This window comes from Lishizhenia tianjinensis, from assembly GCF_900116425.1.
Taxonomy (GTDB): Bacteria; Bacteroidota; Bacteroidia; order Flavobacteriales_D; family Crocinitomicaceae; genus Lishizhenia; species Lishizhenia tianjinensis.
Genome location: NZ_FPAS01000002.1, coordinates 313687 through 338885 on the forward strand (window position 1 = coordinate 313687; position 25199 = coordinate 338885).

The 25199-nt window shown below is 37.1% G+C and carries 15 protein-coding genes; 11 read left to right on the plus strand and 4 right to left on the minus strand.

The annotated features are described in order from the left end of the window. Nucleotides 1-61 precede the first annotated feature (61 nt). Nucleotides 62-751, plus strand: coding sequence for a DUF456 domain-containing protein (locus BM327_RS08020; protein ID WP_090248060.1), 690 nt, complete (start codon nucleotides 62-64; stop codon nucleotides 749-751). Here the strand turns inward: BM327_RS08020 and mfd are convergent, their stop codons facing one another. Together mfd and BM327_RS08030 are read right to left on the minus strand one after the other, a co-directional pair. Continuing rightward, nucleotides 752-4084 carry a transcription-repair coupling factor gene (gene mfd / locus BM327_RS08025; RefSeq protein WP_090248063.1) on the minus strand — a complete coding sequence of 1111 codons (3333 nt, stop codon included), beginning with the start codon at nucleotides 4082-4084 and terminating at the stop codon, nucleotides 752-754. It lies immediately after the preceding gene. 402 nt (nucleotides 4085-4486) lie between these two features. After that, on the minus strand, nucleotides 4487-6334 hold the full coding sequence (locus tag BM327_RS08030) for an ABC transporter ATP-binding protein (RefSeq protein ID WP_090248065.1): 1848 nt from the start codon (nucleotides 6332-6334) through the stop codon (nucleotides 4487-4489). 69 nt (nucleotides 6335-6403) lie between these two features. Between BM327_RS08030 and rbfA the strand changes: the two genes are divergently transcribed. Next, nucleotides 6404-6739, plus strand: coding sequence for a 30S ribosome-binding factor RbfA (gene rbfA / locus BM327_RS08035; RefSeq protein ID WP_090248069.1), 336 nt, complete (start codon nucleotides 6404-6406; stop codon nucleotides 6737-6739). A 13-nt stretch (nucleotides 6740-6752) separates the two neighbouring features. Further along, nucleotides 6753-7979: an FtsX-like permease family protein gene (locus BM327_RS08040; RefSeq protein ID WP_139230307.1), complete on the plus strand. Its 1227-nt coding sequence runs from the start codon at nucleotides 6753-6755 to the stop codon at nucleotides 7977-7979. A 254-nt stretch (nucleotides 7980-8233) separates the two neighbouring features. On the opposite strand, the gene BM327_RS16000 is transcribed toward BM327_RS08040, so the two are convergent. Beyond that, nucleotides 8234-9205 carry a M23 family metallopeptidase gene (locus BM327_RS16000; RefSeq protein WP_090248075.1) on the minus strand — a complete coding sequence of 324 codons (972 nt, stop codon included), beginning with the start codon at nucleotides 9203-9205 and terminating at the stop codon, nucleotides 8234-8236. Between the two features lie 106 nt (nucleotides 9206-9311). Between BM327_RS16000 and alaS the strand changes: the two genes are divergently transcribed. The 8 genes from alaS to BM327_RS08085 all read left to right on the plus strand — a co-directional run bounded on the left by alaS (nucleotide 9312) and on the right by BM327_RS08085 (nucleotide 24312). After that, entirely contained in the window at nucleotides 9312-11927 is a 2616-nt protein-coding gene (gene alaS / locus BM327_RS08050) for an alanine--tRNA ligase (RefSeq protein WP_090248078.1), read from the plus strand. A 4-nt stretch (nucleotides 11928-11931) separates the two neighbouring features. Continuing rightward, nucleotides 11932-13236: a glycosyltransferase gene (locus tag BM327_RS08055; protein ID WP_090248081.1), complete on the plus strand. Its 1305-nt coding sequence runs from the start codon at nucleotides 11932-11934 to the stop codon at nucleotides 13234-13236. 277 nt (nucleotides 13237-13513) lie between these two features. Further along, nucleotides 13514-14737, plus strand: coding sequence for a TlpA family protein disulfide reductase (locus BM327_RS08060; RefSeq protein WP_090248083.1), 1224 nt, complete (start codon nucleotides 13514-13516; stop codon nucleotides 14735-14737). Nucleotides 14738-14839: 102 nt separating this feature from the next. Beyond that, nucleotides 14840-18178 (plus strand): AAA domain-containing protein, encoded by a 3339-nt coding sequence (locus BM327_RS08065; RefSeq protein ID WP_090248086.1) that lies wholly within the window; start codon nucleotides 14840-14842, stop codon nucleotides 18176-18178. A gap of 393 nt (nucleotides 18179-18571) precedes the next feature. Then, complete coding sequence (locus tag BM327_RS08070; protein WP_090248089.1) at nucleotides 18572-19741, plus strand: sigma-54-dependent transcriptional regulator; 1170 nt, start codon at nucleotides 18572-18574, stop codon at nucleotides 19739-19741. 380 nt (nucleotides 19742-20121) lie between these two features. Next, nucleotides 20122-21261 carry a cystathionine gamma-synthase gene (locus tag BM327_RS08075; RefSeq protein ID WP_090248091.1) on the plus strand — a complete coding sequence of 380 codons (1140 nt, stop codon included), beginning with the start codon at nucleotides 20122-20124 and terminating at the stop codon, nucleotides 21259-21261. Nucleotides 21262-21288: 27 nt separating this feature from the next. Continuing rightward, nucleotides 21289-21987, plus strand: coding sequence for a potassium channel family protein (locus tag BM327_RS08080; RefSeq protein WP_090248094.1), 699 nt, complete (start codon nucleotides 21289-21291; stop codon nucleotides 21985-21987). Between the two features lie 183 nt (nucleotides 21988-22170). Beyond that, a complete protein-coding gene (locus BM327_RS08085) occupies nucleotides 22171-24312 on the plus strand; it encodes a zinc-dependent metalloprotease (protein WP_090248097.1) in 2142 nt (713 codons plus the stop codon). A 211-nt stretch (nucleotides 24313-24523) separates the two neighbouring features. Here BM327_RS08085 and BM327_RS08090 read toward each other — a convergent pair whose 3' ends face one another. Continuing rightward, the gene (locus tag BM327_RS08090; RefSeq protein WP_090248100.1) at nucleotides 24524-25084 is read right to left on the minus strand and encodes a hypothetical protein; all 561 of its coding nucleotides are present in this window, start codon (nucleotides 25082-25084) and stop codon (nucleotides 24524-24526) included. Nucleotides 25085-25199: the final 115 nt, after the last annotated feature.

Below are 25199 nucleotides of genomic sequence, written 5' to 3' on the forward strand. Positions count from 1 at the left end.
TAACAACTAAATTTTTGAAACACAACGCTGTGATTTAATTGCAGCTAAATACCTAACTGTCATGAAACTACTTAATATTATAGCTTTAATGGTTACGACTATGCTTATCATAAGTTGTGCTACAACACCAGATTTTAATAAGAGAAGGTATACGAAGGGCAAATTTCGTATACCGCATACCCTAAAAAAGTATAAGGGCGAAAAAGAAAAAGTAATCATCCCAATCAAGGATATTGAAAAAGTACCTGCCTTCAGTACAGATTCTATCTATGAATATCAATATTCAAGGGGGAAGGAGATAGAAGAGGCTACCGTGAATAAAGAATATACAATCCGAGGTAGTAGTAATTATAACACGGCCTTAAGTGAAAATAATCAACCTGCTGAAGTCACTTTAGATGTATATGAAGAGGAGGAACCTCAACCTGAAATTATTGTTGCAAATAATGATGATAGTTTATTTGTTGAAATGACCGATGAGGAAGTTTCTGCAGCATTATCGGCAGAGAAAAAGGCAAAAGCGGGTTTAATACTAACAATAATTGGAGGAATATTACTCTTTGGTATTTTTACAACCTTACTTGGCTTCCTCATCATGTTTATAGGATTGATTTTTTCCATTTGCTCGTTAGTTTCAACTTATAACACTCGAGAGGGAAGAAGAAAAGCATGGGCAAGCATGATACTATTTTTTGTTTTCCCCATACTCGCCTCAGGGTTAATAATTATCTCTTTTCTGCTCTTCTTTTAATCATATTTCCTCCAAACTACTCAGCGCTTGATCTATGCTTGTAATATCGGTGTAGATCAGTCTGAGTTTGTCGTTCTTCTCACTCATTTTAACTCCTTTAGGAGCTTTTTGGATGTAGTTCAAAATACGTGTAAAGTGTGCACTTTGGAAATACATGCTTTGTGGATTGGAAATGAAATAGCCTATCATTTTACCTGATTTCAAGACCAATTTTTCAAAACCAATTTCTTTAGCCGTCCACCTTAATTTCATGGATTGCATCAATTCTTCTACTTCAGAAGGGATAGGGCCAAACCTATCTTTTAATCTCTCTTTAAATGCATCTAAACTTTGCTGATTCTCCAAGTTATCGAGCTCTTGATACAAGGCCAAACGCTCTGCAACGTTGTTTACATAATCGTCTGGGATACGGATTTCCATGTCCGTTTCTAATTGGGTTTCTTTCACAAACTGATTGAAATCATCCGTATTTCTTTCCTCAAAAAGTTGTTTGAATTCACTTTCTCTTAATTCTTCTATGGCTTCATTCAAGATCTTCTGATACATATCGAATCCTATATCTGAAATGAATCCACTCTGCTCTCCACCCAGTAGATTTCCTGCCCCACGTATGTCTAAATCTTTCATGGCAATGTTGAAACCTGAACCTAAATCTGAGAACTGTACCAAAGCTTCCAATCGTTTTCTAGCTTCGGAAGTCATCATGTCAAACCTCGGTGCTATCAAATAACAGAATCCTTTTTTATTCGATCGACCTACACGACCTCTTAATTGGTGAAGGTCACTCAATCCAAAGTTATTGGCATTGTTGATAATTATGGTATTGGCATTTGAAATATCAATTCCTGATTCAATGATGGTTGTTGCAAGCAAGACGTCGTATTCTCCTTCTATGAAATCCATCATGATTTTTTCCAACTCTTTTCCTTCCATTTGTCCGTGACCAATGGCGACGCGTACACCTGGACAAAGTCGTTGAATCATTCCAGAGATTTCTTTGATGTTGGCCAATCGGTTGTGTACGAAATATACTTGTCCACCACGACTCACCTCATAAGCAATAGCATCTCTGATTTGTTCTTCGTTGAACTGAATCACTTCCGTTAATACCGGTTGACGGTTTGGGGGAGGTGTATTGATAATACTTAAATCTCGCGCTCCCATTAAAGAGAATTGAAGGGTTCTTGGAATAGGTGTAGCTGTTAGTGTTAACGTATCTACTGTAGCTTTTAAAGTTTTTAATTTGTCTTTAACAGCCACACCAAACTTTTGCTCCTCATCAATAATCATTAGTCCGAGATCCTTAAACTTCACACTTTTTCCGACGATTTTATGGGTTCCTACTAAAATGTCTACTTTACCCTCAGCAAGATTCTTTAAGGTCTCGTTGTTCTGTTTGGTAGATTTAAATCTGTTGATATAATCTACCGTAACTGGAAAATCTTTTAATCGATCTCTAAAACTTCTGTAGTGTTGTAAAGACAGAATTGTAGTGGGTACCAAAACAGCCACTTGCTTACCATCTGTTGCCGCTTTGAACGCTGCACGAATGGCAATTTCTGTTTTACCAAATCCAACATCTCCACAGACCAATCTATCCATTGGAGTTTCTTTCTCCATATCTTCTTTTACAGCTTCAGTCGCTTTTAATTGATCGGGAGTATCTTCATAAATAAAGGAGGCCTCTAACTCATTTTGTAAATAAGTGTCGGGTGAGTATGCAAATCCAACTTGTGATTTTCTTTTCGCGTATAATTGAATCAAATCGAAGGCAATTTCCTTGATCTTCTTCTTGGTTTTCTTCTTTAAATTGGCCCAAGCTTGCGTTCCTAATTTATTCATTTTAGGAACCGTTCCATCCTTACCGGTAAACTTAGAAATACGGTGTAAGGAGTGAATACTTACGTACAACACATCATTGTCTTTATAAACCAAACGAATAGCTTCTTGAGGCTTTCCATTAACATCTATGGTTTGCAAACCCGAGAATTGACCAACACCATGGTCGATGTGTGTTACATAATCTCCCTTCTGAAGGTTGTACACTTCTTTAAGCGTTAACGCTTGTTTGGCCTGTCTAAAACCTTCTTTTAATCTAAATCTATGGAAACGCTCAAAGATTTGGTGGTCTGTATAACAGGTGAGTTTTAAATCAGGAGAAATGAATCCTTCATGCAATGCAAAATTCATCGATGAGAATTCAACTTCACCACCTATATCCTTAAAAATATCATGTAAACGCTCAATTTGTTTAGGCTGGTTAGAGAAAATCAAATTCGTAAAGTTGACTTTCTTTCTCGCTATTAAATCTTCACGTAGTAATTCAAAGTTTTTATTGAAGGCAGGGTGAGGTTGGAATTTGAAATCAACACTGTCATCTGCTTGAAAATGATAATCAGGTCCAAATTCTATGGATGAGAAGTTTTCAAGTTGTTTGGTCCATTCAGCTTTGTGTAAGAATAGTTCACTTGGTTTTCCTCTTTTTACAGGTGAATCAGCTAATTCTGTGTAGATTTTAGTCGCTTTGTCATGCTCTGCTTTGAGTGTGCTTTCCACCATTTTATTGGACGCCAACCATAGAGTGGAGTGTTCGCCAACGTATTCTAAAATACTTCCATTCATTTCCTCCATTAAGCTGCCCTGGACATTTGGAATGATGGAGAAAAACTCATGAGCGTGTATGGAAAGTTGAGACACGGGGTCAAAGGTTCTAATGGTGTCTACTTCATCGCCGAAAAACTCAACTCGGAAAGGATAGTCATTAGAAAAAGAATAGATATCAACGATTCCTCCTCTTACAGAAAATTGCCCGGGCTCATAAACGAAATCAACGATTTCAAATCCATATTCATGAAGTACTTCTGTTAAAAAATCTATAGAATACTCTTTTCCTTTTTCAATTTTGAAGGTATTCTCTGATAATCTTTTTTTCGTAGGGATTTTTTCAACTAATGCTTTGGGATAGGTGATGATCCAAGTGTTCGTCCCCTTGTTTACCTTGTCCAAAACTTCAGCTCTAGCTACAACGTTGGCATTGTCGGTAGACTCCAATTGGTACGGTGTTCTGTAAGAAGCGGGGTAGAACAAAATATGGGTTGCATCTGGATATAATCCCTGTAAATCGTTTAAAAAGTAAGCAGCTTTTTCTTTGTCTTCTAAGATGAATAGGTGGTGTCCTGGAACCTGACTTGCCATCGCTCCTGCCAAGATTGACTTTGAAGAGCCTATCAATCCTTTCCAATGTATTCTACTGCCTACATATTGTAATTTGTCTGCAGTAGTTTGTAGTTGAGGAGAATTTGTAAAGTGCTCTTTAAAGGTCTTGATATCCATCTTAAAAATAAATTTGGGTTTCCCCGTAATGCTTGTAAAACGATTGGGCCTCAAATATAAGAAGTAAAAAGAGAAAGCTTAAGACACGTGGTTTACAAGATGATTTTTTGTGAAGGAATCAAAGAATTGTAAAAAGAACTATTTTTTCTTGATTGGTCGCATAATTGCCAGGTAGAACATCCCTTTAAAATAAGGGGTTTTCTATCGAATCATGAGAGGGGTAGTGACTAATTCATGTATTAGTTTTAAGAATATCTAAAATTTCAATAAAGTTTTATTGTGAAAGATTGGCTGGAGATTTAGTAATTTCAGCTGTTTTAGCTTTTGGCAAACATGCGACTAATCAAGGTTTGAAATTCAAAAAAATCCAAAACTCAATTCAATAATCACGCATTATTCTCCTTAGTTAATTCCCTGTAAACTTGTCAATCTATGGTAAAACCCTTCTTTTTGCAACAACTCTTCATGCGTACCACGCTCTACAATTTCACCTTTATTCAACACCAAAATTACATCCGCATTTTTAATGGTACTTAGGCGGTGAGCAATGACCAATGAAGTTCTATTTTGCATTAATTTGTTTAATGCATCCTGAACTTGTTTTTCACTTTCTGTATCCAAAGCAGAAGTTGCCTCATCCAAAATCATGATAGGTGGATTCTTTAATACTGCTCGAGCTATACTTACACGTTGTTTTTGTCCTCCAGAAAGTTTATTACCGCGTTCTCCAATGTTGGTGTCGTAACCATCTTCTAACTCCATGATGAAATTGTGTGCATTGGCAATTTTAGCAGCTTCAATTATCTCTTCACGGGTTGCATTTGGCATACCAAAGGCAATGTTGCTAGCCACGGTATCGTTGAACAGTATAGATTCCTGACTCACAATACCAATTTGAGCTCTTAAATCTTCTAAAGTAAATTCTCTGATATCGGTTTGGTCGAAAAGTATTTGGCCAGACTTAACATCGTAAAAGCGGGGAAGCAAATCCGCTAACGTAGATTTTCCACTTCCAGATTCTCCAACCAAGGCAACAGTTTTACCTTTTTGTATATCAAAAGAGACCTGCTTGATTACTTCTTCATCCTTGTAAGCAAAGGAAATATTATCAAATCGAATTTTATCATTCAATCCTTCCATCTTCTTTGGAGAGGTCGGATCCATAATTTTTTCATTGGTGTTCAGCGTTTCATCAATTCTATCTTGGGAGGCCTTTGCTTTATTCATATTACCTATGTTCTTAGCTACAGCTTGTATAGGCACCAATAATTGAGAGAAGACGATGATGAATCCCATAAATTCTTCACCGGTAAACCCATCCTGTCCTGTTCCATCCAAAATCATGTTTCCACCGAACCAAACTATACCTATCATTACAGCGGCTCCTAAAAATTCATTTAAAGGAGAACTCAAGTCTTTCTTTCTAAAGGTTTTGGTGATCAATTTTTGATGGCGCAAGTTAATTGCCGCAAATTTTTCTACGGCTTTTCCAGTGGCGTTAAATCCTTTCACGATTCTAATTCCTCCCAAATATTCATCCAGGAAAGAAAATAGAACTCCCATTTGTTCTTGACCTTGTTTAGCGGTACGTTTTAAACTTTTGGCAATTCTTGAAATGACCAAAGCAGAAAGTGGAAGTAGAATAAAAGAGAAGAGTGTAAGTCCGGGACTCCAGTAAATTAAAACAGAAACGGTGATGATTATCGAAATCGGATCTCTAAACAACAACTCCAACATGGCAACAACCGCAATTTCAATTTCATTAACGTCGGCGTTCATTCTTGCCATTAAATCTCCTTTTTTCTCTTCGGTGAAAAAGGACATCGGTAGGCGCATAGATTTATTGAACAGTGCATCTCTATAATCTCTAACTACGGCCATACGCAATTGAGACTGGTTGTAAATGGCGATATAACGAAATAGGTTCTTTAAGAAAAAGGCAGCTAACACAGAGCAACAAACAAAAAATAGAGCTTCCTTCGGACCTCTATCTACCATACTTTGCATAAAAAACTTGTAAGCGTCTTTTACATATTCTACAAATGCAATAGGGTTGGTTGCTTCTAAAACGGGTTCACTTACGCGTGTAATTTCCTCATCTCCTTTGGGGAAAATAAGTTGTAAAAAAGGTACAAAAAGAACCAAAGAAACTAAGTTGAAAATAACGTATAATAAGTTGGAAAATATCGTGATTAATGCAAGGGCTTTATACTTAAATGTGGCCTTGTATATTTTGAATAACTGCTTCATAATCTCTTGCAAAGATAGGTTTTTGTTTTTCTAGGTGAACACTATACAAACAATTCTTAATTTTGCGGTATGGGAACTGTACGTCAAAATAGAATAGAGCAAGTAATACAACAAGAGTTATCTGGTGTTTTTCAAAGAAATGCTAGAGAATATTGTTTAGGTGCAATGGCAAGTGTAACGGTGGTTAGAGTAACTCCAGATTTGTCTTTGGCAAGAGTATACTTGAGTATATTTGCTGGACCTTCAAAAGAAGAAGTCTTAGAAAGCATCAGAGAGAATAAAGGAAAGATTAAAGCCGAATTAGGTAAGCGTTTGAAGAATATGAAGAAAATGCCCGACTTAATTTTTGATATTGATGATTCGTTAGATTACGCAATGAAGATAGACGAATTGTTGAAGCAATAATCTCCCCTTTTATTTGAACATATCATTTCACATAGCGCGCCGTTATTTTAAATCGAAGAAATCAACGAATATTATCAACCTTATTTCTAAGATAAGTGTAGTAGGTATTATGGTTTCAACGATGGCGCTCATTGTGGTGCTTTCTGCCTTTAATGGTATAGAAAAAATTGTAGTTGGCCTTTACACTGATTTTGATACAGACCTAACCATTAGAAGCGAAAAAGGAAAAACCTTTAATCAATCCTTCCTCGATCTTGATACCCTACGAAATTTCGAAGGTGTGGACGGACTCTCCAGAGCACTTGAAGAAATTGTAATCTTAAGAAAAGGTAATAAGTGGGTAAAAGCCCAGATGACAGGTGTAGATAGCAGTTTTCTGCGTATGTCTCACATGGAAAACCATTTGTATGAAGGTGATCCGAGTTTTAATTTTGAAGGTCTGCCCGTAGCATTATTCGGAGTTGGTTTACTCCAAAAATTAGACACTTACGTACCTCGTTTTGCAAATGAAAATAGTGTTTTATTCAACGTTCCCTTGCGTGAAGGTAAGTTTCGACCTGGTAAAAATCCTCTGAGTACAAAACACATTTATATAGGCGGAAGCATGAACTTTAACAAAGAGGTGAATGACGAACAAGTTGTTGTACCCTTTGAACTGGCAAATGAATTGTTGAATTACAGGGGGGATATCTCGGCTGTTTATTTGAGTGTTGATCCGGCTTACGATAATGAAGACATAAAAGAAGCTCTCTACAAAGTATTGCCGAAAGGTTTTGTGGTTAAAACGAATTTTGAGAAGAATGAACTCATTTTCAAAACTTCTAAGTCAGAACGCATCATTGTTATTTTTATATTGATTTTCATTTTCATACTCTCGAGCTTTAACCTTATTGCTTCCATAACGATGTTGTATGTAGAAAAAAGGGACAACATTAAAACCCTTTACAGCATGGGTATAGATAAAGAAGCGATGTTTAAAGTTTTCTTTTACGAAGGACTTCTCATTAGCTTCAGAGGTATTCTTCTAGGTATACTTCTCGGTTATACCATCTGTGTACTTCAAATCAATTATGGCTTTGTAAAAATGCCGAATTCTAACGGTGAGTTTTTCCCCATTGCTTTAAAATGGATGGATGGACTTATGATAGTAGTATCAGCTCTATTTTTAGGGGTAATTGCTTCATACTTACCGAGTAGGTATTTGTTTAGAAAGCACGATAAAATTTATTTTCATCAATAATGGGTGTACATATACCTGCATAATATTTGGTAAAAGTTTACACGTCTAATTGGTGAAATTGTTTTGTTCATCCCAATTAATTGTTTTAACTTTCATCGCAAAAGCAACAATAGGCAAAAGTTAATAACATTGTCAGTAATTACATTTCATGGTTTAAGCGTTCTGTAGAAGTATGGAACGCTTTTTTTATGAAGTTATAAGGCAAAAAAAAAGGATGCAATTGCTTACATCCTTCTATCCGTTCTATTTAAGAATTAGTCAAACGATTGGTAATAGTTCTGACTCAGTTCTATCAATTTTTCGTATTCTTCTGGTGTTAAATCTGAATGGTAGAAGTTCACCGGGTTTACTTTATGTCCATCCTTTTCTACTTCATAGTGTAGGTGTGGTCCTGTACTCTTTCCGGTAGATCCAACCAAACCAATTAAATCTCCACGTTTTACTTTATCACCGCGCTTTACTTCAAATTTACTCAAGTGAGCATAACGTGTTCTATATCCAAATCCATGGTCAATAACGATTTCTTTCCCGTATCCCCAAGAATTGGTAACTACTTCAACAACCACTCCATCACCTGTAGAATAAACTTCAGCACCGATGTCGGCTGTAAAGTCCATTCCCCAGTGCATTTTACGTGTTTTGTAAACGGGGTCTATTCTCCAACCAAAACCGGAAGCCGTTCTTTTCAAGTCATCGTTACTTACAGGTTGAATGGCAGGTAAAGAAGAAAGTCTGTTTTCTCTCTCCTTGGCTAATTGCAACAATTCCTTAAAAGAAAGACTTTGTGCATACAATTTACTTTTAACGCTGTCTATCGTTTTAGCTGTTTCTATCAACAACTTAGCGCTCGACATGTTTTCATATTCCTTGTATTTATTGGAACCACCTATCCCCATTCTTCTCAAATCTTCTGGGAATTCTTCGGCATACAAAGCAACTCTGTAGAGCTTCTTTTCTTTTTCTTCTATGTCTTGTAACACACGAGCATTGGCCTTCGCATTAGCATGAAGCTTACTCAAGGCATACTCCATTTTTTCAAGCTCAGCACGCAGTTCTTTTTCTTTGGGTGTTTCAACACTCGTCTCAAAAACAAATGCTAGTCCCAATCCTATAATTACACTCGGTGCAACTATGATTAACCCTTTGAGAAGTTTTTGACCAAAACTAATCTGTACTTCCTCGTAAGCGAGGGTTTTAGGATTGTATTTATACTTTGTTTTTCCCATTAAATTTCTTTAAAAAACGATACAAAATTATACAAATAATCTAACTTTGCCCATGTGTTAACATACCTTAACACGGGTTTATTTATTGAAAATAAGTTATTTAGCAATGACAATACAAGAGATTAGAAGTCAATTTTTAGCATTTTTTGAGTCTAAAAACCACAAAATTGTGGAATCGGCACCCATGGTAATTAAAAATGATCCAACATTGATGTTTACCAATGCCGGTATGAACCAATTTAAAGATTATTTCTTAGGTCATAGCGTACCCGCCGATAGAAGAGTATGTGATACACAAAAATGTTTACGCGTTTCAGGTAAGCACAACGACTTGGAAGAAGTTGGAGTTGATACTTACCACCACACCATGTTCGAAATGTTAGGAAACTGGTCTTTCGGAGATTACTTCAAAAAAGAAGCGATTGATTGGGCGTGGGAATTATTGACAGAAGTTTACAAAATTGATAAATCTCGTTTGTACGTTACTGTTTTTGAAGGTGACGAAGAAGATGGTTTAGAAGTGGATAACGAAGCTTTTGAATTATGGAAACAACACGTTGCTGAAGACAGAATTATTTTATCCAACAAGAAAGATAACTTCTGGGAGATGGGAGATGTTGGTCCGTGTGGTCCAGCTTCTGAAATTCACGTTGACATACGTTCAGAAGAAGAAAGAGCAAAGGTGGATGGTAAATCTTTGGTGAATATGGATCACCCGCATGTTATTGAGGTGTGGAACTTAGTATTCATTCAATACCAAAGAAAAGCAAACGGAAGCTTGGAGAAATTGCCAGAAACTCACATCGATACAGGAATGGGGTTAGAGCGTTTGGCCATGGTTCTTCAAGGTAAACAATCGAACTACGATACAGATTTATTCCAAAGTCTTATTCAACATATAGCTAAAGTGGCGAAGGTGGATTATGGGGTAAAAGAAGAAACAGATATCGCATTGCGTGTAATTGCAGACCACGTTCGTGCAATTGCTTTCTCTATTTGTGACGGACAGTTACCTTCTAACACAGGTGCAGGGTACGTTATCCGTCGTATCTTAAGAAGAGCGGTGAGATACGGTTACTCTGTATTGAACTTGAATGAGTCTTTCATGGCAGATTTGAGTCAAGTATTGGTACAAGAAATGGGTGAGGCTTTCCCACAGTTAGAAGGTCAAAAAGTACTGGTTGAAAAAGTTATTAGAGAAGAAGAAAACAGTTTCTTTAGAACTTTGGAACAAGGTATCAAGCGTATGGATGCGATCATGGATGCTACAAGAGCTGAAGGTTCTGAGGTAGTAAATGGTGAAGCAGCCTTTGAATTGTACGATACGTTCGGATTCCCTGTTGACCTTACTTTGTTGATTGCGAAAGAAAACAAGTTAACGGTAGACGAAAAAGGATTCGAAGCTTGTTTGAACGAACAAAAAGAAAGATCTAGAGCAGCAACATCTGTTGAAACGGAAGACTGGATTACAGTTGGAGGTGGTGATGATGTTGAATTCATCGGTTACGATAATTTAATTGCAGACGTTAAAATCACAAAATACCGTAAGGTAACGCAAAAGAAAAAGACCTTCTACCAATTGGTGTTCAACAAAACTCCTTTCTATGCAGAAGGTGGTGGACAAGTTGGTGATAAAGGATACATAGAAAATGGCGACGGTAAAGTGGCAATTTTCGATACGAAAAAAGAAAACAATCTTATCGTTCATTTGAGTACAGAATTACCGAAAGATGTGGAAGCAACTTTCAAGGCTGTAGTCAACGAAAACAAAAGAAACTTATCTGCAAGTAATCACTCAGCGACTCACTTATTGCACCACGCATTAAGAGAAGTTTTGGGAGATCACGTTGAGCAAAAAGGATCTTTGGTAAATGATAAGTACCTGCGTTTTGACTTCTCTCACTTCTCGAAAGTAACAGACGAGGAAATGGAGAAAATTGAAGCTTTGGTGACGCAACAAATTAGAGCAAACATTGCTTTAGATGAAAAGCGTGCCGTAGCTATGGAAGTCGCTCAAGACATGGGAGCAATGGCCTTGTTTGGTGAGAAGTACGGAGATAAAGTTAGGGTTATCAAGTTTGGTGACTCAGTAGAACTTTGTGGTGGTACGCATGTTGGAAACACAGGTGAAATTGGCTTGTTTAAAGTGACTTCTGAAGGTGCTGTTGCTGCGGGTGTGAGAAGAATTGAAGCCATTACAAATGCAGAAGCAGAAAACTTCTACAAAGAAAAAGCAAATACAGTTGCTGAGGTTGCTGGACTATTGAAAAACCCAAAGAACTTGGCGAAATCAGTAGAAGACTTGATCGAAAAGAACAAGCAGTTAACCAAACAAATTGAAGCCTTCCAAAAAGAAAAAGCTGCCTTGATGAAAACAGAAATCAAATCGAAAGTAGAGGCGATGGATGGATTCAACTTCATTGGTACAAAAGCAGGTTTAGATGGAGGTTCTATCAAAGATATCTTGTTCCAATTAAAGAGTGAGGTAGAAAACTTATTCGCTGTAATTGGTGGAGAAGAAGATGGAAAATGTACTTTGTCTATCATCATCAACGATGATTTGGCGAAGGCAAAAGATCTAAATGCAGGTCAGTTAGTAAGAGAAGCTTCTAAATTCATCCAAGGGGGTGGAGGTGGACAAGCTGCCTTTGCTACAGCAGGTGGTAAAAACCCAGCTGGTTTAGATGACGCCATTGCATTGATCAAAGAAAAATTAGCATAAGATTATGAAGAGAAGACCACGCGTACTAATATTGACATATTATTGGCCACCCAGCGGAGGAGCCGGGGTACAGCGATGGTTGAAATTCGTAAAACATTTACCAGATTTAGGGTACGATCCTGTTGTCTACACTGTAGAGGATGGGGAGTACCCTTCTGAAGACTACGGACTTTTTAAAGATGTTCCGGAAGGACTAGAAATCATCAAAACTCCAATTTGGGAGCCTTATGATTTGTACAAAAAGTTCATAGGTCAAAAAAAGGAAGAAAAGGTAAATGCCGGATTCATATCCGAGAACAAAAAATCAAGTAAACTTCAAGATATTGCCGTTTGGTTAAGAGGGAATTTGTTCATTCCAGATGCCCGAAAATTCTGGATCAAACCTTCGATTAAATACTTGATGAATTACCTTAGAAGCAGACCTGTTGATTTGGTAATTTCTAGTGGTCCGCCCCACAGTATGCACTTAATTGCGCAAGAATTAAAGCACAAACTCGAAATTCCGTGGATAGCAGATTTTAGAGATCCATGGACCAATATAGATTTCTACAAAGACCTAAAGTTGAGCAATTGGGCGGATAAAAAGCACAAACGTTTGGAAAAAGGTGTTTTGACGAAATCTGACAAGGTTATTACTGTAGGACCAACCTTAGCCCGAGAGTTAGAAGAACTTGGAGCCAAAGATGTTAAGGTCATTACCAATGGATACGATCAGGATGATTTTGTAACAGATCCTGTGAAGGTGGATGAGAAAATCAGTATCGTGCACATAGGGTCTATGAACAAGGATAGAAACCCTGAGAACTTGTGGAAGTACCTTGGTAAACGTGTGAAAGCTGATGCAGATTTTGCAAATAAACTTGAAGTCCGTCTGATTGGTAAAGTGGATATCGCCGTTTTAGAGTCTTTAGAAAAAGAAGGGTTAAATGCCTACCTCAACAAAATAGAGTATTTGGCCCACAGTGAAGTGGTTGCTGAACAAAAAAGAAGTAAAGTCCTTCTTTTGGTGGTAAACAATACACCGAATGCTTTGGGTATTTTAACAGGTAAAATGTTTGAGTACATGGCCGCAGAACGACCCATTTTAATGATAGGTCCAAAAGCTGGAGACGCCGCAAAAATTATTGACCAAAACTACGGAGAGGTATTTGACTTCGAAGACCAAAACTTCGATGCTTTCTTCAATCAAGATTTCAGTGCACTTAAGTACACCTCAGATCCTAAAGACTACGAACGCAAGGCCCTTACCCAAAAGTTAGTTACGGTGATGGATGAACTCATCGCAGCCCACAAAGAAAGTCTGGGATAGCATTGCGGGTAGTCAAGGAATCTGAATATTTAAAGATTTAAGCACCGACTAGCGTCGGTTATTTAAAATTTAAAGAATTACTTATTCAGAACTAATACTGTTACTGCTGTAATCTCGAATCTCAAATCTCCAATTTCGAATTTCGAATTTATTTGGGATAGCATTGCGGGTAGTCAGTAGAAGTGAAAAAAATATAGCTTAAGTTTGATTTATAAATTTTTGTTAAAATGGATTTAATTCATTGACTTAATATTATTTTCGCCCCAAAATCAATATTATGAAAACCACATTAATCCTATTCAGTATTCTTACTGTATTCCTTTTAAATGCTCAAACACCTAAAACACTCGAAATCGGTGATATTGCACCAGAATTGAATATTTCAAAAATCTATAATTCGGAGAATGGAGAAATTCCGACACTGGAATCTTTGAAGGGCAAATATGTTGTGCTTGACTTTTGGGCTACCTGGTGTTCACCGTGCGTTGCATCTTTTCCAAAAATGAACAAGCTCTACAACCAATATAAAAATCAGGAGGTGGTTTTTATTGCACTTACCAAGGAGAAGGAAGTCAAAGTAAGTAATTTTTTATCAGCGAAACCTCAAGATTTTATGGTTGGTATAAGTAATAGTAGTACAATTAATGAAGCGTATGGTGTTGCTGCGATACCGACTGTTATTGTGATTGATCCTTTTGGAAAAATTGTGTTTTCTAATTACGGTAATTTTTTTAATGAGACCGCTATGGATCAAATAATGAAGGGGGAATACAAAAAACAAGTGCCTTCGTCAATACCACAAACTTCAAGCTTCCAGTTTGGATACGCTAATCCTGGAATTGATCCTGTTTTCATATCTGTTTCAAAACTTGAAAATTCAGGATCTTCATCAAGTCCTAATACATTTAGACAAGAAGTGTTTAGAGAATCCATTTTTCCAGACTCAATGTCTTACTACAGCTTTTCACATAATTTTCTTACGAAAGATCAACAAGGAACTTTTATTGGACATGATTTAACAGAGATTTTTTCAGTTACAATGAATTTGGGAAGTGAGGTATACGTAGCTAATAAAACCCAGTATAAGGGTAGTTATGATTATATCTTAAAAAGAAAAAGTAGAAAGAATATGTTTAATCACATCAATAAAAGTATTAGTGCGGATTTAAACATTAAAATAGAATCTTCAAAAATGGATACTCTTGTCAATTTTATGAATTTGGACTCCTTGACAGTGTACAAAAAAAGTGATATTGCAGAAGGGACGGAAAAAATGTATTTAACAGTAGATTTTTTAGTTTGGATTTTGGAGAGCAAGACAGGTGAATACTATCAAACGAAAGGAAATTTCAAGAATACTTATGTATCTATCAATAAGATGTCTTCAATGGAGTTTTATGGTTTAAGTGCTGAAGAAATTCTTGATTTACTTAAATCTGTAAATGTCCAGTTTGTAAAAGAACAAGGCACCATCAAGCAATATTACATCGTAGAGAAGTAAGCTCAAGTAAATATTCATTTCTAAAAGCCAAATCCATGATGGGTTTGGCTTTTTTGGTTGAATAGCCCATTCTTATAAAGGATAAACCTTATTTTCGTCTTAATGACACTTCAGAACGAAATTCAAAATTGGGCGCAACAAAAAATAACCCAGTCTACCAAAGATCCTTTGGTGAATTTCGCCTGTGTAAAGAACAGCTTAAATTTAAAATCAGAGCTAAAGTTTGAATTTAAAAGTGTTGCTAGAAAACTCTTTTTAGAGGCCGAGGATTTTCGTAAGAACAGTGGTGTAGAGACACTATGTTTTGTAGAACATCTTGTAAAATGGCACTGGAAAGGAGAGGAGATTTTGACTCCTATCTTTTTGACCCATGTGAGCTATAAAAAAGTTGAATTGGGCAATTGCATCGTCTTCACACCCCAACCTGAAAGTAATTTTATCAATCCTTTTTTGCAAAGTATATTTCGATTGCAAGAGGAAGATACTTTGGAAGATGTAAAAAGTGCTTTTAATAGGGAAGGGATTGCATTCGAGATTCATGAGACAAGTGAACTAGCCAACGTCCATCCCTACCGCATTAATATTTTACGCGAGTTACAAGCAATGGCGGAGATGGAGATTAATCCTTCTGCATTGTCTCAAATTATGGGGCATGATAAAAATGAGGCGAAGGAATTTGCTTTTCAAGAAGCCTTACTTACAAATGCAGATGCAGATCAAATCAAAGTTTTTAAAACTCTAGAAAATGAAGACGTGGTCTTGCAAGGCCCTCCAGGAACAGGGAAATCGCAAACCATTACAAATGTATTGGCAAAGGCTTTAGGTCAAGGTTGTTCTGCGTTATTATCATCGGAAAAATCTGTGGCTTTAACGGTGATTTATGAAAAGTTCAAGGCGGCCGATTTACATCATTTTTTGTGTTTTTATAAAGGAAAACAACATAAAAAAGTCTTTGTTCAACAGTTGAAAGAGGCTTGGTTATTCCTAGAAAATCATGTGGAAACCAAAGTGTCCTGCTTACAAATAAGTGAGCTTGAAATTCAACAATTAGATAATCGTTTAGCACGACTCAATAGTCCAACAGCAATAGGTGGAATGAGTTGGTGGAATTTTAAAGAATTACTAGGAGATAGATCCCTCGATGAAGTGGAAGCCGACGATAAATTGCCTGACTTAAAAGATTGGATGGCTTGTAAAGAGGAAATCAACTTTTTCTTACAGGATGAATTTTTTAAAGTCCATAAATCTTGGGCTGATTTACCTTTACTGGTTTTTGAAGGTGAGGCTCAACTCAATGACTTTATCCAAAATTTAGAAAAAACGAAGACGAAACTTGAGCTGTTGTTCGGCAAAGAGCTGAGCATAAAGGAAGTTCAAGATCAAATCCGTTACAGTGATTTTATTCACCTCTTTTTTTACGATGAACAATTAATTCCAAAGGAACTTTTAGTTAAAGAGAGTGCACAACAAAAAGCCTTTTATAGAACTTATAATTCCTATTCTAAATTAGTAGATGAACAAGCCTTGTTGCTGAAAGAAAGAGACAATTGGAAGAAGAATATTAGTTTGAGTGAAATACATGCTTTTATTGATTTTGTTGAAAGTGAAAAAGGATTGCGATTTTCTCATTTTAGAGTAAAGAACAAGTTGAAAAAACTGACGCATTTACATTATGAGGCAATCCCAGGTGGACTCCAAAACCTAAAACGTTTAGAGGAAGTTGAAGCCAAACTCGTAGAGTTAAAAGCTAAACTGAGAAAGCAAAATCTTCCCGAAGAAATCAATCACCTTAGAAGTTTAAAGAATACAGTAGATAGAAGTAAAAGTACAGACGACAATGTTTTAAAATCCATTATAGCTTTAACAGATGATGAGCGTATTGACTTGCATAAAAAATCTGGAGAGTACCGTGATTTGAGACAGTTTTTTAGGAATTATTTCCAAGTTGTGGAGAACGACAAGAATTGTATTGCTCATTGTGATGAATTGTTGCAAACACTCCCTTTTTGTTTTACAGTTTTACCCCGAATTCAGCGTTTAGATAAAGCCGCTAAATATGCCTATAAACACTATGAAAATCTAGAAGGGATAGAATTGCGGGTAGTCAAGACAGCTTGGTTGAAATTTAAGCATCTTAACCCCGACTTAGCCCAGTTTGATGGAGAGGATTTAAACCAGAGTTTACAAAGAATTACGGAACACATAGCAGAAGAACAACACACGTTTACAGAAGTCTTGAAAGACAAGCAAAAAGCAAAGTTCGAAGCGTTTAATAACTTACTTTCCACTCCGGCGGCAAAACTTAGCGAAGAAGAAAAAGTCCTGAAAAGGGAACTCCGAATTGGAAAGAAAATATTGATCAATGAGTTTGGAAAAACGCGTCGTCATAAAAGTTTGTTAGAACTTATGACCAGTGAAGCCAGACATTGGATGAAGGCCATACAACCCATCTTTTTGCTCAACACCTTTCAGGTGGCAGATACTTTGCCTTTGGAACAAAACCTTTTGGACCTACTTGTTCTAGATGAGGCATCACAAATACCTTTTACACATGCTTTAGGTAGTGTTTTTAGAGCTAAGCGTTGTTTGATTACGGGAGATTCCCAGCAGATGTCGCCGAGTATGTATTTTGAGAGGGATACAGAAGAGGGGGATATTTTACACCATGCCAGTTTTCAGTTGAAAAGCTTGCATTTAAAACATCATTACAGGTCTAAACATAGCGAGTTAATAACTTTTTCTAACCGACATTTTTATGCCAATGAGTTGCAGGTATTTCCAAGTCCAGCAACTAAAGTACCAGCAATTGAGGTAGTGGATCTTGTGGGTGCAATGATGGAGAAAGGAAATAAAATTGAAGCTCAAGCGCTGGCTGAGTATGTTGGGAAACTTATAGCTGCTGGACAAAAAGACTTGGGTATTGTATGTTTCAATGAGAAGCAATTAAAGCTATTGTACAAGACTTTTACTCCAGAACAGCTTATTTATTTGGAAGATGAGGCAAACAATTGCTTTATAAAAACCTTGGAAAAGGTGCAGGGCGATGAATGTCGACATTTGATAATTTCCACAACCTATGCGCCAAATAAAGACGGGGAATTTGCCATGCGTTTTGGTCCATTAAATAAAGTAGGTGGCGAAAAACGATTGAACGTTCTAATGACAAGGGCTCAAGAACGGATTACTTGTTTTAGATCCTTTGCTGCAAAGGATATGAAATTGAGTACCAATACCGGGGTAGAAACCTTGCGCAAGTTGATGACTTATTTAGAGGCGTACAAGTACGATGGGAATATTCAATTGGCCGAATACTTGGAGCAAACCGCAGATAATACGCTTTGCGTAGATGTAAAAAAGACAGCACATTTAGACTCTCGAGAACTCCTAACGCAACACACAGTTCTTAGTGCAAGGGGTTGGAGCCTGAGCTATAGACTATAGTTTTTAGCATTTAAAGATTTAAGAATTCACTTACGTGAATGATTTAAAAATTAAAAAAAAAGAACAGAACCAAAAGGTAATTCCCTTCACTTTTTAATTTATTCAATAACGGACTTTAGCCAGTGTTAAATGGTTAAATCAAACAGGGATAGAAGCGGCAGCTTGGCTTGCGGATATTTAGCAATTGTTGTTGAAGGTATACGACCGCCGGAAGTGTACCTGAAACACTACAAGTGTTTAATATTAAGAAAGGTGACTATAGCGAATAGCCCGTCTGTTTGCCCTAAAATAAAACCTTTAAGAAATATTTAACAGTCCAATCGCTTAAGCCTTCCCGTGCCCTAAGGAGATTTTATTATTTTAGGTGTCCCAAGATTCTACAAAAGAAAAAACATGAGTAAAATACTGATCATAGACGACGAAAAAAGCATAAGACGCGCGCTCCGCGAAATTCTAGAATTTGAAGATTTTGAGGTGGATGAAGCCGAAAATGGAAAAGAAGGGGTGAAGTTGGCGACGCAACAGTACTACGACATTATTTTCTGTGATATCAAAATGCCTTTGATGGATGGAATGGAAGTTTTGGAGGCTTTTCGCAAGGAAAAAGTGTTGAGTCCTGTGATTATGATTTCGGGTCATGGTAATATAGAAACGGCTGTAGAAGCAATTAAGAATGGCGCCTTTGATTTCATTGAAAAACCTTTGGACTTGAACCGTATTTTGGTAACGATCAGAAACGCTAAAGACAAGAGTTCTTTGGTCGAAGAAAAGGAAGTATTGAAGAAAACGGTACGTAAATTCAAAGGATCATCTATTATAGGAGAAACGCCAGAGATTTTGACCATCAAGGAAATGATAGAAAAGGTGGGGCCTTCTGAAGCACGTGTTTTGATTACAGGAGAGAATGGTACAGGGAAAGAACTTGTAGCTCGTTCACTACATGATAACAGTCCGCGAAAAGAAGAGACTTTTATAGAGGTAAACTGTGCGGCGATACCTGCTGAATTAATAGAGAGCGAGTTGTTTGGTCACGAAAAAGGATCTTTTACTTCTGCGGTTAAACAGAAGAAAGGAAAATTTGAACTTGCATCAAAAGGAACTTTATTTTTAGATGAAATTGGGGATATGAGTGCTTCTGCTCAGGCTAAGGTGTTGCGTGCTTTACAAGAAAATACAATTCAGCGCGTAGGTGGCGAGAAAAACATCAAGGTGAATTGTAGAGTATTGGCCGCTACCAATAAAGATTTGAGAAAGGAGATAGAAGCCGGTAACTTTAGAGAAGATTTATACCATAGGTTAAGTGTGATTTTGATGCATGTGCCTTCTTTAAATGAGCGTAAAGATGATATTCCATTATTAGCCGAGCACTTTATGACCATGGTCTGTGCCGAGCACGGAATTCCAAGAAAGAAATTTTCTGATGCAGCTTTAAAAGCATTGCAAGAAGTGAATTGGACAGGAAATATTAGAGAGTTGCGCAATATTACGGAGCGTTTGATCATTCTTTGTGGTGATGAAATTTCTGCAGAAGATATAGCGACATTCGCCAATCCGAAGAAATAAGAAAGGTTTTAAAAATACAGGAATCCGGTGCTGTAAAGTATCGGATTTTTTTATGCTGTTTATTGACTACCCGCAATTCTATCCCCCCCCGAATAGATTTGAAATTAGAGATTGGATATTTGAAATTAAAACCTTTTTATTCCTTAAATTTTTAAATACCCGACGCAAGTCGGTACTTAAATGATTAAATCCCTCAAATCCCTCAAATCCCTCAAATCCCTCAAATCCTTCAAATCCTTCAAATTATCAAATTGTAGAATCCATTAACCTTTCCTCGAATTTGTCTCCCTTCCGTTGATAATCTCTGGGCATTGAATTACATTTGTACGCATATACAGTCAACATGTCTGTAAAGACTTAAAAGAACTGGAAGTAGAGATATGAAATTCGGAACCAAAGCAATACACGCAGGACTGGAGCCTGATGAAGCAACAGGGGCAATAATGACTCCTATTTATCAAACCAGTACCTATGTTCAAGAAGCCGTTGGGAAGCACAAAGGCTATGCTTATTCACGTTCTCAAAACCCAACGCGTCATGCCTTGGAACAAAACATAGCGGCACTGGAGAATGCTAGATTTGGCGCTTGTTTTGGATCGGGTGTTGCAGCTATTGATTGTTTGATCAAAATGTTGAAACCGGGCGATGAGGTGATTTCTACCAATGATCTTTACGGAGGTTCATACCGTTTGTTTACGAGCATTTTTGCGCAGTACGGTATCAAATTTCACTTTGTAGACATGAGTGATACGCAAGAAGTAGAAGCACATGTAAATGCAAATACTAAGTTGATTTGGGTAGAGACGCCAACCAATCCTATGATGAATATCATAGATATTAAGGCCATGGCTGCTGTAGCGAAAAAAGCCAATTGTATGTTGGGGGTAGACAATACGTTTGCGACACCTTATTTACAAAATCCGATTGACCTAGGAGCAGATGTGGTTATGCATTCGGCAACAAAATATTTAGGAGGTCATTCGGATGTAGTGATGGGAGCTTTGGTAACAGATGATGAAGCGATAGCTAAAGAAATGTACCGCATACAAAATTCATCTGGAGCTGTAACGGCGCCTATGGATTCTTTCTTGGTATTACGAGGAATTAAAACCTTACATTTAAGAATGGAAGCCCATTGTAATAACGGGGAAGCAATTGCGGAATTTTTAGCGCAACATCCAAAAGTGGACAAGGTATATTGGCCAGGATTTGAAAGTCACCCTAACCATGCTATTGCCAAAGCGCAAATGAGAGGTTTTGGGGGAATGATATCTTTTTCGTTAAAGGGAAATAAGTTAGAGGATGCACATGCGGTATTGGCCAAAATGAAGGTCTTTGCTTTAGCTGAATCATTAGGTGGTGTAGAGTCTTTGTGTGGTCATCCGGCAACAATGACGCATGCAGCTATTCCAAAGGTTGAAAGAGAGAAGGCAGGTATAGTAGATTCTTTAATACGTTTAAGCGTAGGTATAGAAGATGCCGAAGATTTAATTGCAGATATAGAACAAGCGTTGGCTTAAGTGATAAGATAGAAGAAAAATTAGAATATGGTATTCAGTAAATTTGCCGTAATAGGTGTAGGAAGATACGGAGCAAACATTGCCAAACGTTTGGCCGAAAAAGGTGCGCAAGTATTTTGTTTTGATAATGATGAAGAGAAGATAGAGGCGATTAAAGACGAAGTGGCTTTTGCGGTGTCTTTAGATACTACAGATCAAAAAGCATTGGCTTCTCAGAACATCGTTGAGATGGATGCAGCCGTTGTAGCCATAGGTGAAAATTTTGAAGCTACGGTTTTGACGTGTGTTCACTTAATGGACTTGGGGGTGAAACGTATCATTGCCAGAGCGAGTGGTGCACACCAAACTTTAATTTTGGAAAAAATTGGTATTACAGAAATACTTACTCCAGAAGATGAGGTAGCCTTTGTTGTGCGTGAGCAATTGTTGAACCCTAGTATACTTTCTTTCTTGCAGTTACCAGATGATTATGAGATTGCGGAAATCAAACCACCTAAAGGGACTGTGGGGAGAACCATTGATGATATTGACTTCAGAAACAAGTATAAATTAACCTTGGTTACCTTAAAGAGAGAATATGACGTGAAGAAGGATGGGGACTACTGTGTAGAGAAGCACGTTGTTGGGGTTCCAAATTCCGATACAGTTATAGAATCAAGAGATACGTTGGTCGTCTTTGGTACAGAAAAGCATGTTCAGCGATTTATAGATATAAATAAAGTATAAAATAAAGGGAAGATGAAAATCTTCCCTTTTTCATTTAATTTCCAATATACTACATGTAATCAAGGATTAAATGTATTTAAAATGATATGCATAGGACTAGGAATCCAACTTAATGTCGTTTATCATTGGGTAATATTATTTTAACATTCGTATATTCGCTCTGTTGCTAAAAAAAATAAAATCATGATAATTAATAAATTAAGGTACTTGTTGCCATTAATTTGTATTGCTTCTTGGGGGCAATCGCAAGAAGTGTTAGATCCTTTAGGAAATGTTCCATGTAGTCATGTGCATGAAACAGAAGAGATGCTACAAAATGCTAGTCCGACCGATGTAATGCGTTACAATCAATCAAGACAAGAGCTAGAAAGCTTTACACAACAGTATATTCAGAATAACCTAGTTACTGCTACCAACGAAAATCGTACAATTTCTTACACGATACCTGTAGTTTTCCATGTTATTCATAATGGTGGATCAGAGAATATTTCTGATGCTCAAATATTGGATGCATTAGACATCTTAAATAGAGATTATCAAATGTTGAATTCAGATACCTCTGTAGTGGTTACGCCCTTTAAAAATTTGGTGGCTGATATAGAAGTTGAGTTCAAATTGGCCAACATAGACCCTAGTGGAAATTGTACAAATGGTATTACAAGAACAGTTTCTTCTGTTACATCAGATGCCAACGCATCAGGGAATGATAGAATTCAAGCTGTTGTTAATGAGCATGGTTACTGGCCTGGTGATGAATATTTAAACATTTACATAGCTGCACAAATTGGTGGAGCGGCAGGATATACGTACAAACCAAGTAACTCTGGATTCACTGGAACTACGATGAATAATGGTATTCATATCTTATCGCACTATGTGGGTTCTATAGGAACAGGTTCTACGTCTTTGAGTAGAGCATTAACACATGAGGTTGGTCACTGGTTAAACTTAGACCACCTTTGGGGAGGTTCTAACAATCCTGGATTAGCAAGCAACTGTAGTATTGATGATGGAGTGGCTGATACGCCTTCAACTTTAGGTTGGACAAGTTGTAATTTACAAGGAACAACTTGTGATAACAACTTGGATAATGTTCAGAATTACATGGAGTACTCTTACTGTTCTAGAATGTTTACAGTAGGACAAAAAGCTAGAATGCACGCAGCTTTAAACTCTAGTGTTGGAGGTCGAAATAACATTTGGAGTGCTTCTAATTTAGTAGCAACAGGAGTAAACAATCCAGATCAGTTCTGTAAAGCAAATTTCCAAACGGTTTCTAATGAGGTTTGTGCGGGTACAGCTGTAACATTCCAAGATTTGTCTTTTGATGCTCCAACGTCTTGGACATGGAATTTCCCAGGGGCAACACCATCTACTTCTACGGCTCAAAACCCAGTAGTAGTGTACAGTACTCCGGGTACTTACGAGGTTAGCTTAACGGCGACGGATGGATCTGTAACGGATACGGAAACTAAGTCGGGATACATAACAGTATTACCTCAAGTAACGAACTTACCATTTTTAGAGTCTTTTGTGAACAACGCAATTCCATCAGATTACTGGTCTAGAAACAATATTAGTGGAACAGCTCAATGGCAAAAAACAACTTCTGCAGGATATACAGATAACAGTTGTGCTATGTTGTTTAACTACAGTCAACCAGATGGTTCTGAAGATGAGTTTACTTCTCAGTCTTTTGATTTATCAGGAGTAGATCCAAACGTAGGTGTTACCATGTCATTCAGATATGCATACCGTAAGCGTTCTGCTACTGATTACGAAGTGTTGAGAATATATTTCTCAAGTGATTGTGGAGAAACTTGGTCACAAAGAAAGATTTTATTCGGTTCACAATTAGGAAGTGAAATTAGCACTACAGCTTGGACTCCTCAAAGTCAAAGTGATTGGAAAGTGGTTCACTTAACAAATTTAACGAGTCAATTCTGGACAGAGAACTTTAGAGTGAAGTTTACTTTCGAAAGTGGTGGAGGAAACAACTTATTCATCGATGATATTAACCTTTACAACGGTGGACCGTCTGATGAAATTCTATCTATCACAGAAGAGAGTGTTATTGAAAACTTTGTTGTGTATCCAAACCCAAGTGCGGGGGTAGTGAATGTTAATTTCACCACAGCAGAGGCTACACAAGCGTCAATAAGCGTAGTAAATATTTTAGGGAAAGTAATTTCTCAAACGGCTGTGAATACCGTAGTTGGTCAAAACAGCTTAAGATTAGAAGATAAACTAGCAGCAGGTACTTACCTTGTTAGAGTTAGTTTAGCTGATGGTAGTCAGCAAACCAAAAAGCTTATCGTTAAATAAGCGAGGGAAAATAAAACCAAAATGTAAGGGGCTCAATAGAGTCCCTTTTTTTTTGTGTTCAAACGCTATGTGGAGGTGCTGTTGAAAAGACTGATTAAGAAGCCTAGAGAAGATAAAAGAGAGCTCATACTATTAGAAGTAGGGCTGTTATTGGGCATAAAAAAATGGTCAACTTTTCAGCTGACCATTGAATATTATTAATTAAGAGTAATTATTTTACTTTCGAGTATGATCTTTTCTCTGTGTAAGAGCGAAGTAAATTAGATTGTAATGAATCTACTGTAATTTCATTCGAGTAGTTGCGCGTAATTACAAGCTTGTCATTTCTTAATTCTCTTACTTCATACGCATGATCGCTGTCGTCGAAAGAGATTTTAGTTTTGTTTTTACCGTCGTTAGACCACCACCAGTTTCCTGAAGTTACAGATTGACCGTATAAGTAATCCGTCGTTTGAGTGTAACTTCCATCTTTCTCTATGGTCATTGTATAATCTACTTCAATAGACTCGTAATCAGAAGAAGCTGTATCTACGTAGTAGTAAATTTCATTATCTCCATCAAAGTCGAAAGATTCGTAATAAATAGTGTCCGCTTGCAAGTTGTACGTTAATATCTGAATATCTTTTGAGGAGTAAGACTCTAATTTCCATTCTCCAGAAATTCTAGCATCTCTAGTTCTTAAAGATAAAAACGGATCATCTTCTCCCTTTTTACACGCTACCACACTGGCTCCGATTAACGCCAATAAAACAAGTGATTTTACAGTTTTCATGATTGAATTTTTTTTGAAAAATACGAATTAGAATGGAAATAGTTGTCTTTTCAAGGAGCTTATTGGGGAAATAAAAAAGGGATGATCCAGTGACCATCCCTCTTATTATTCAAAA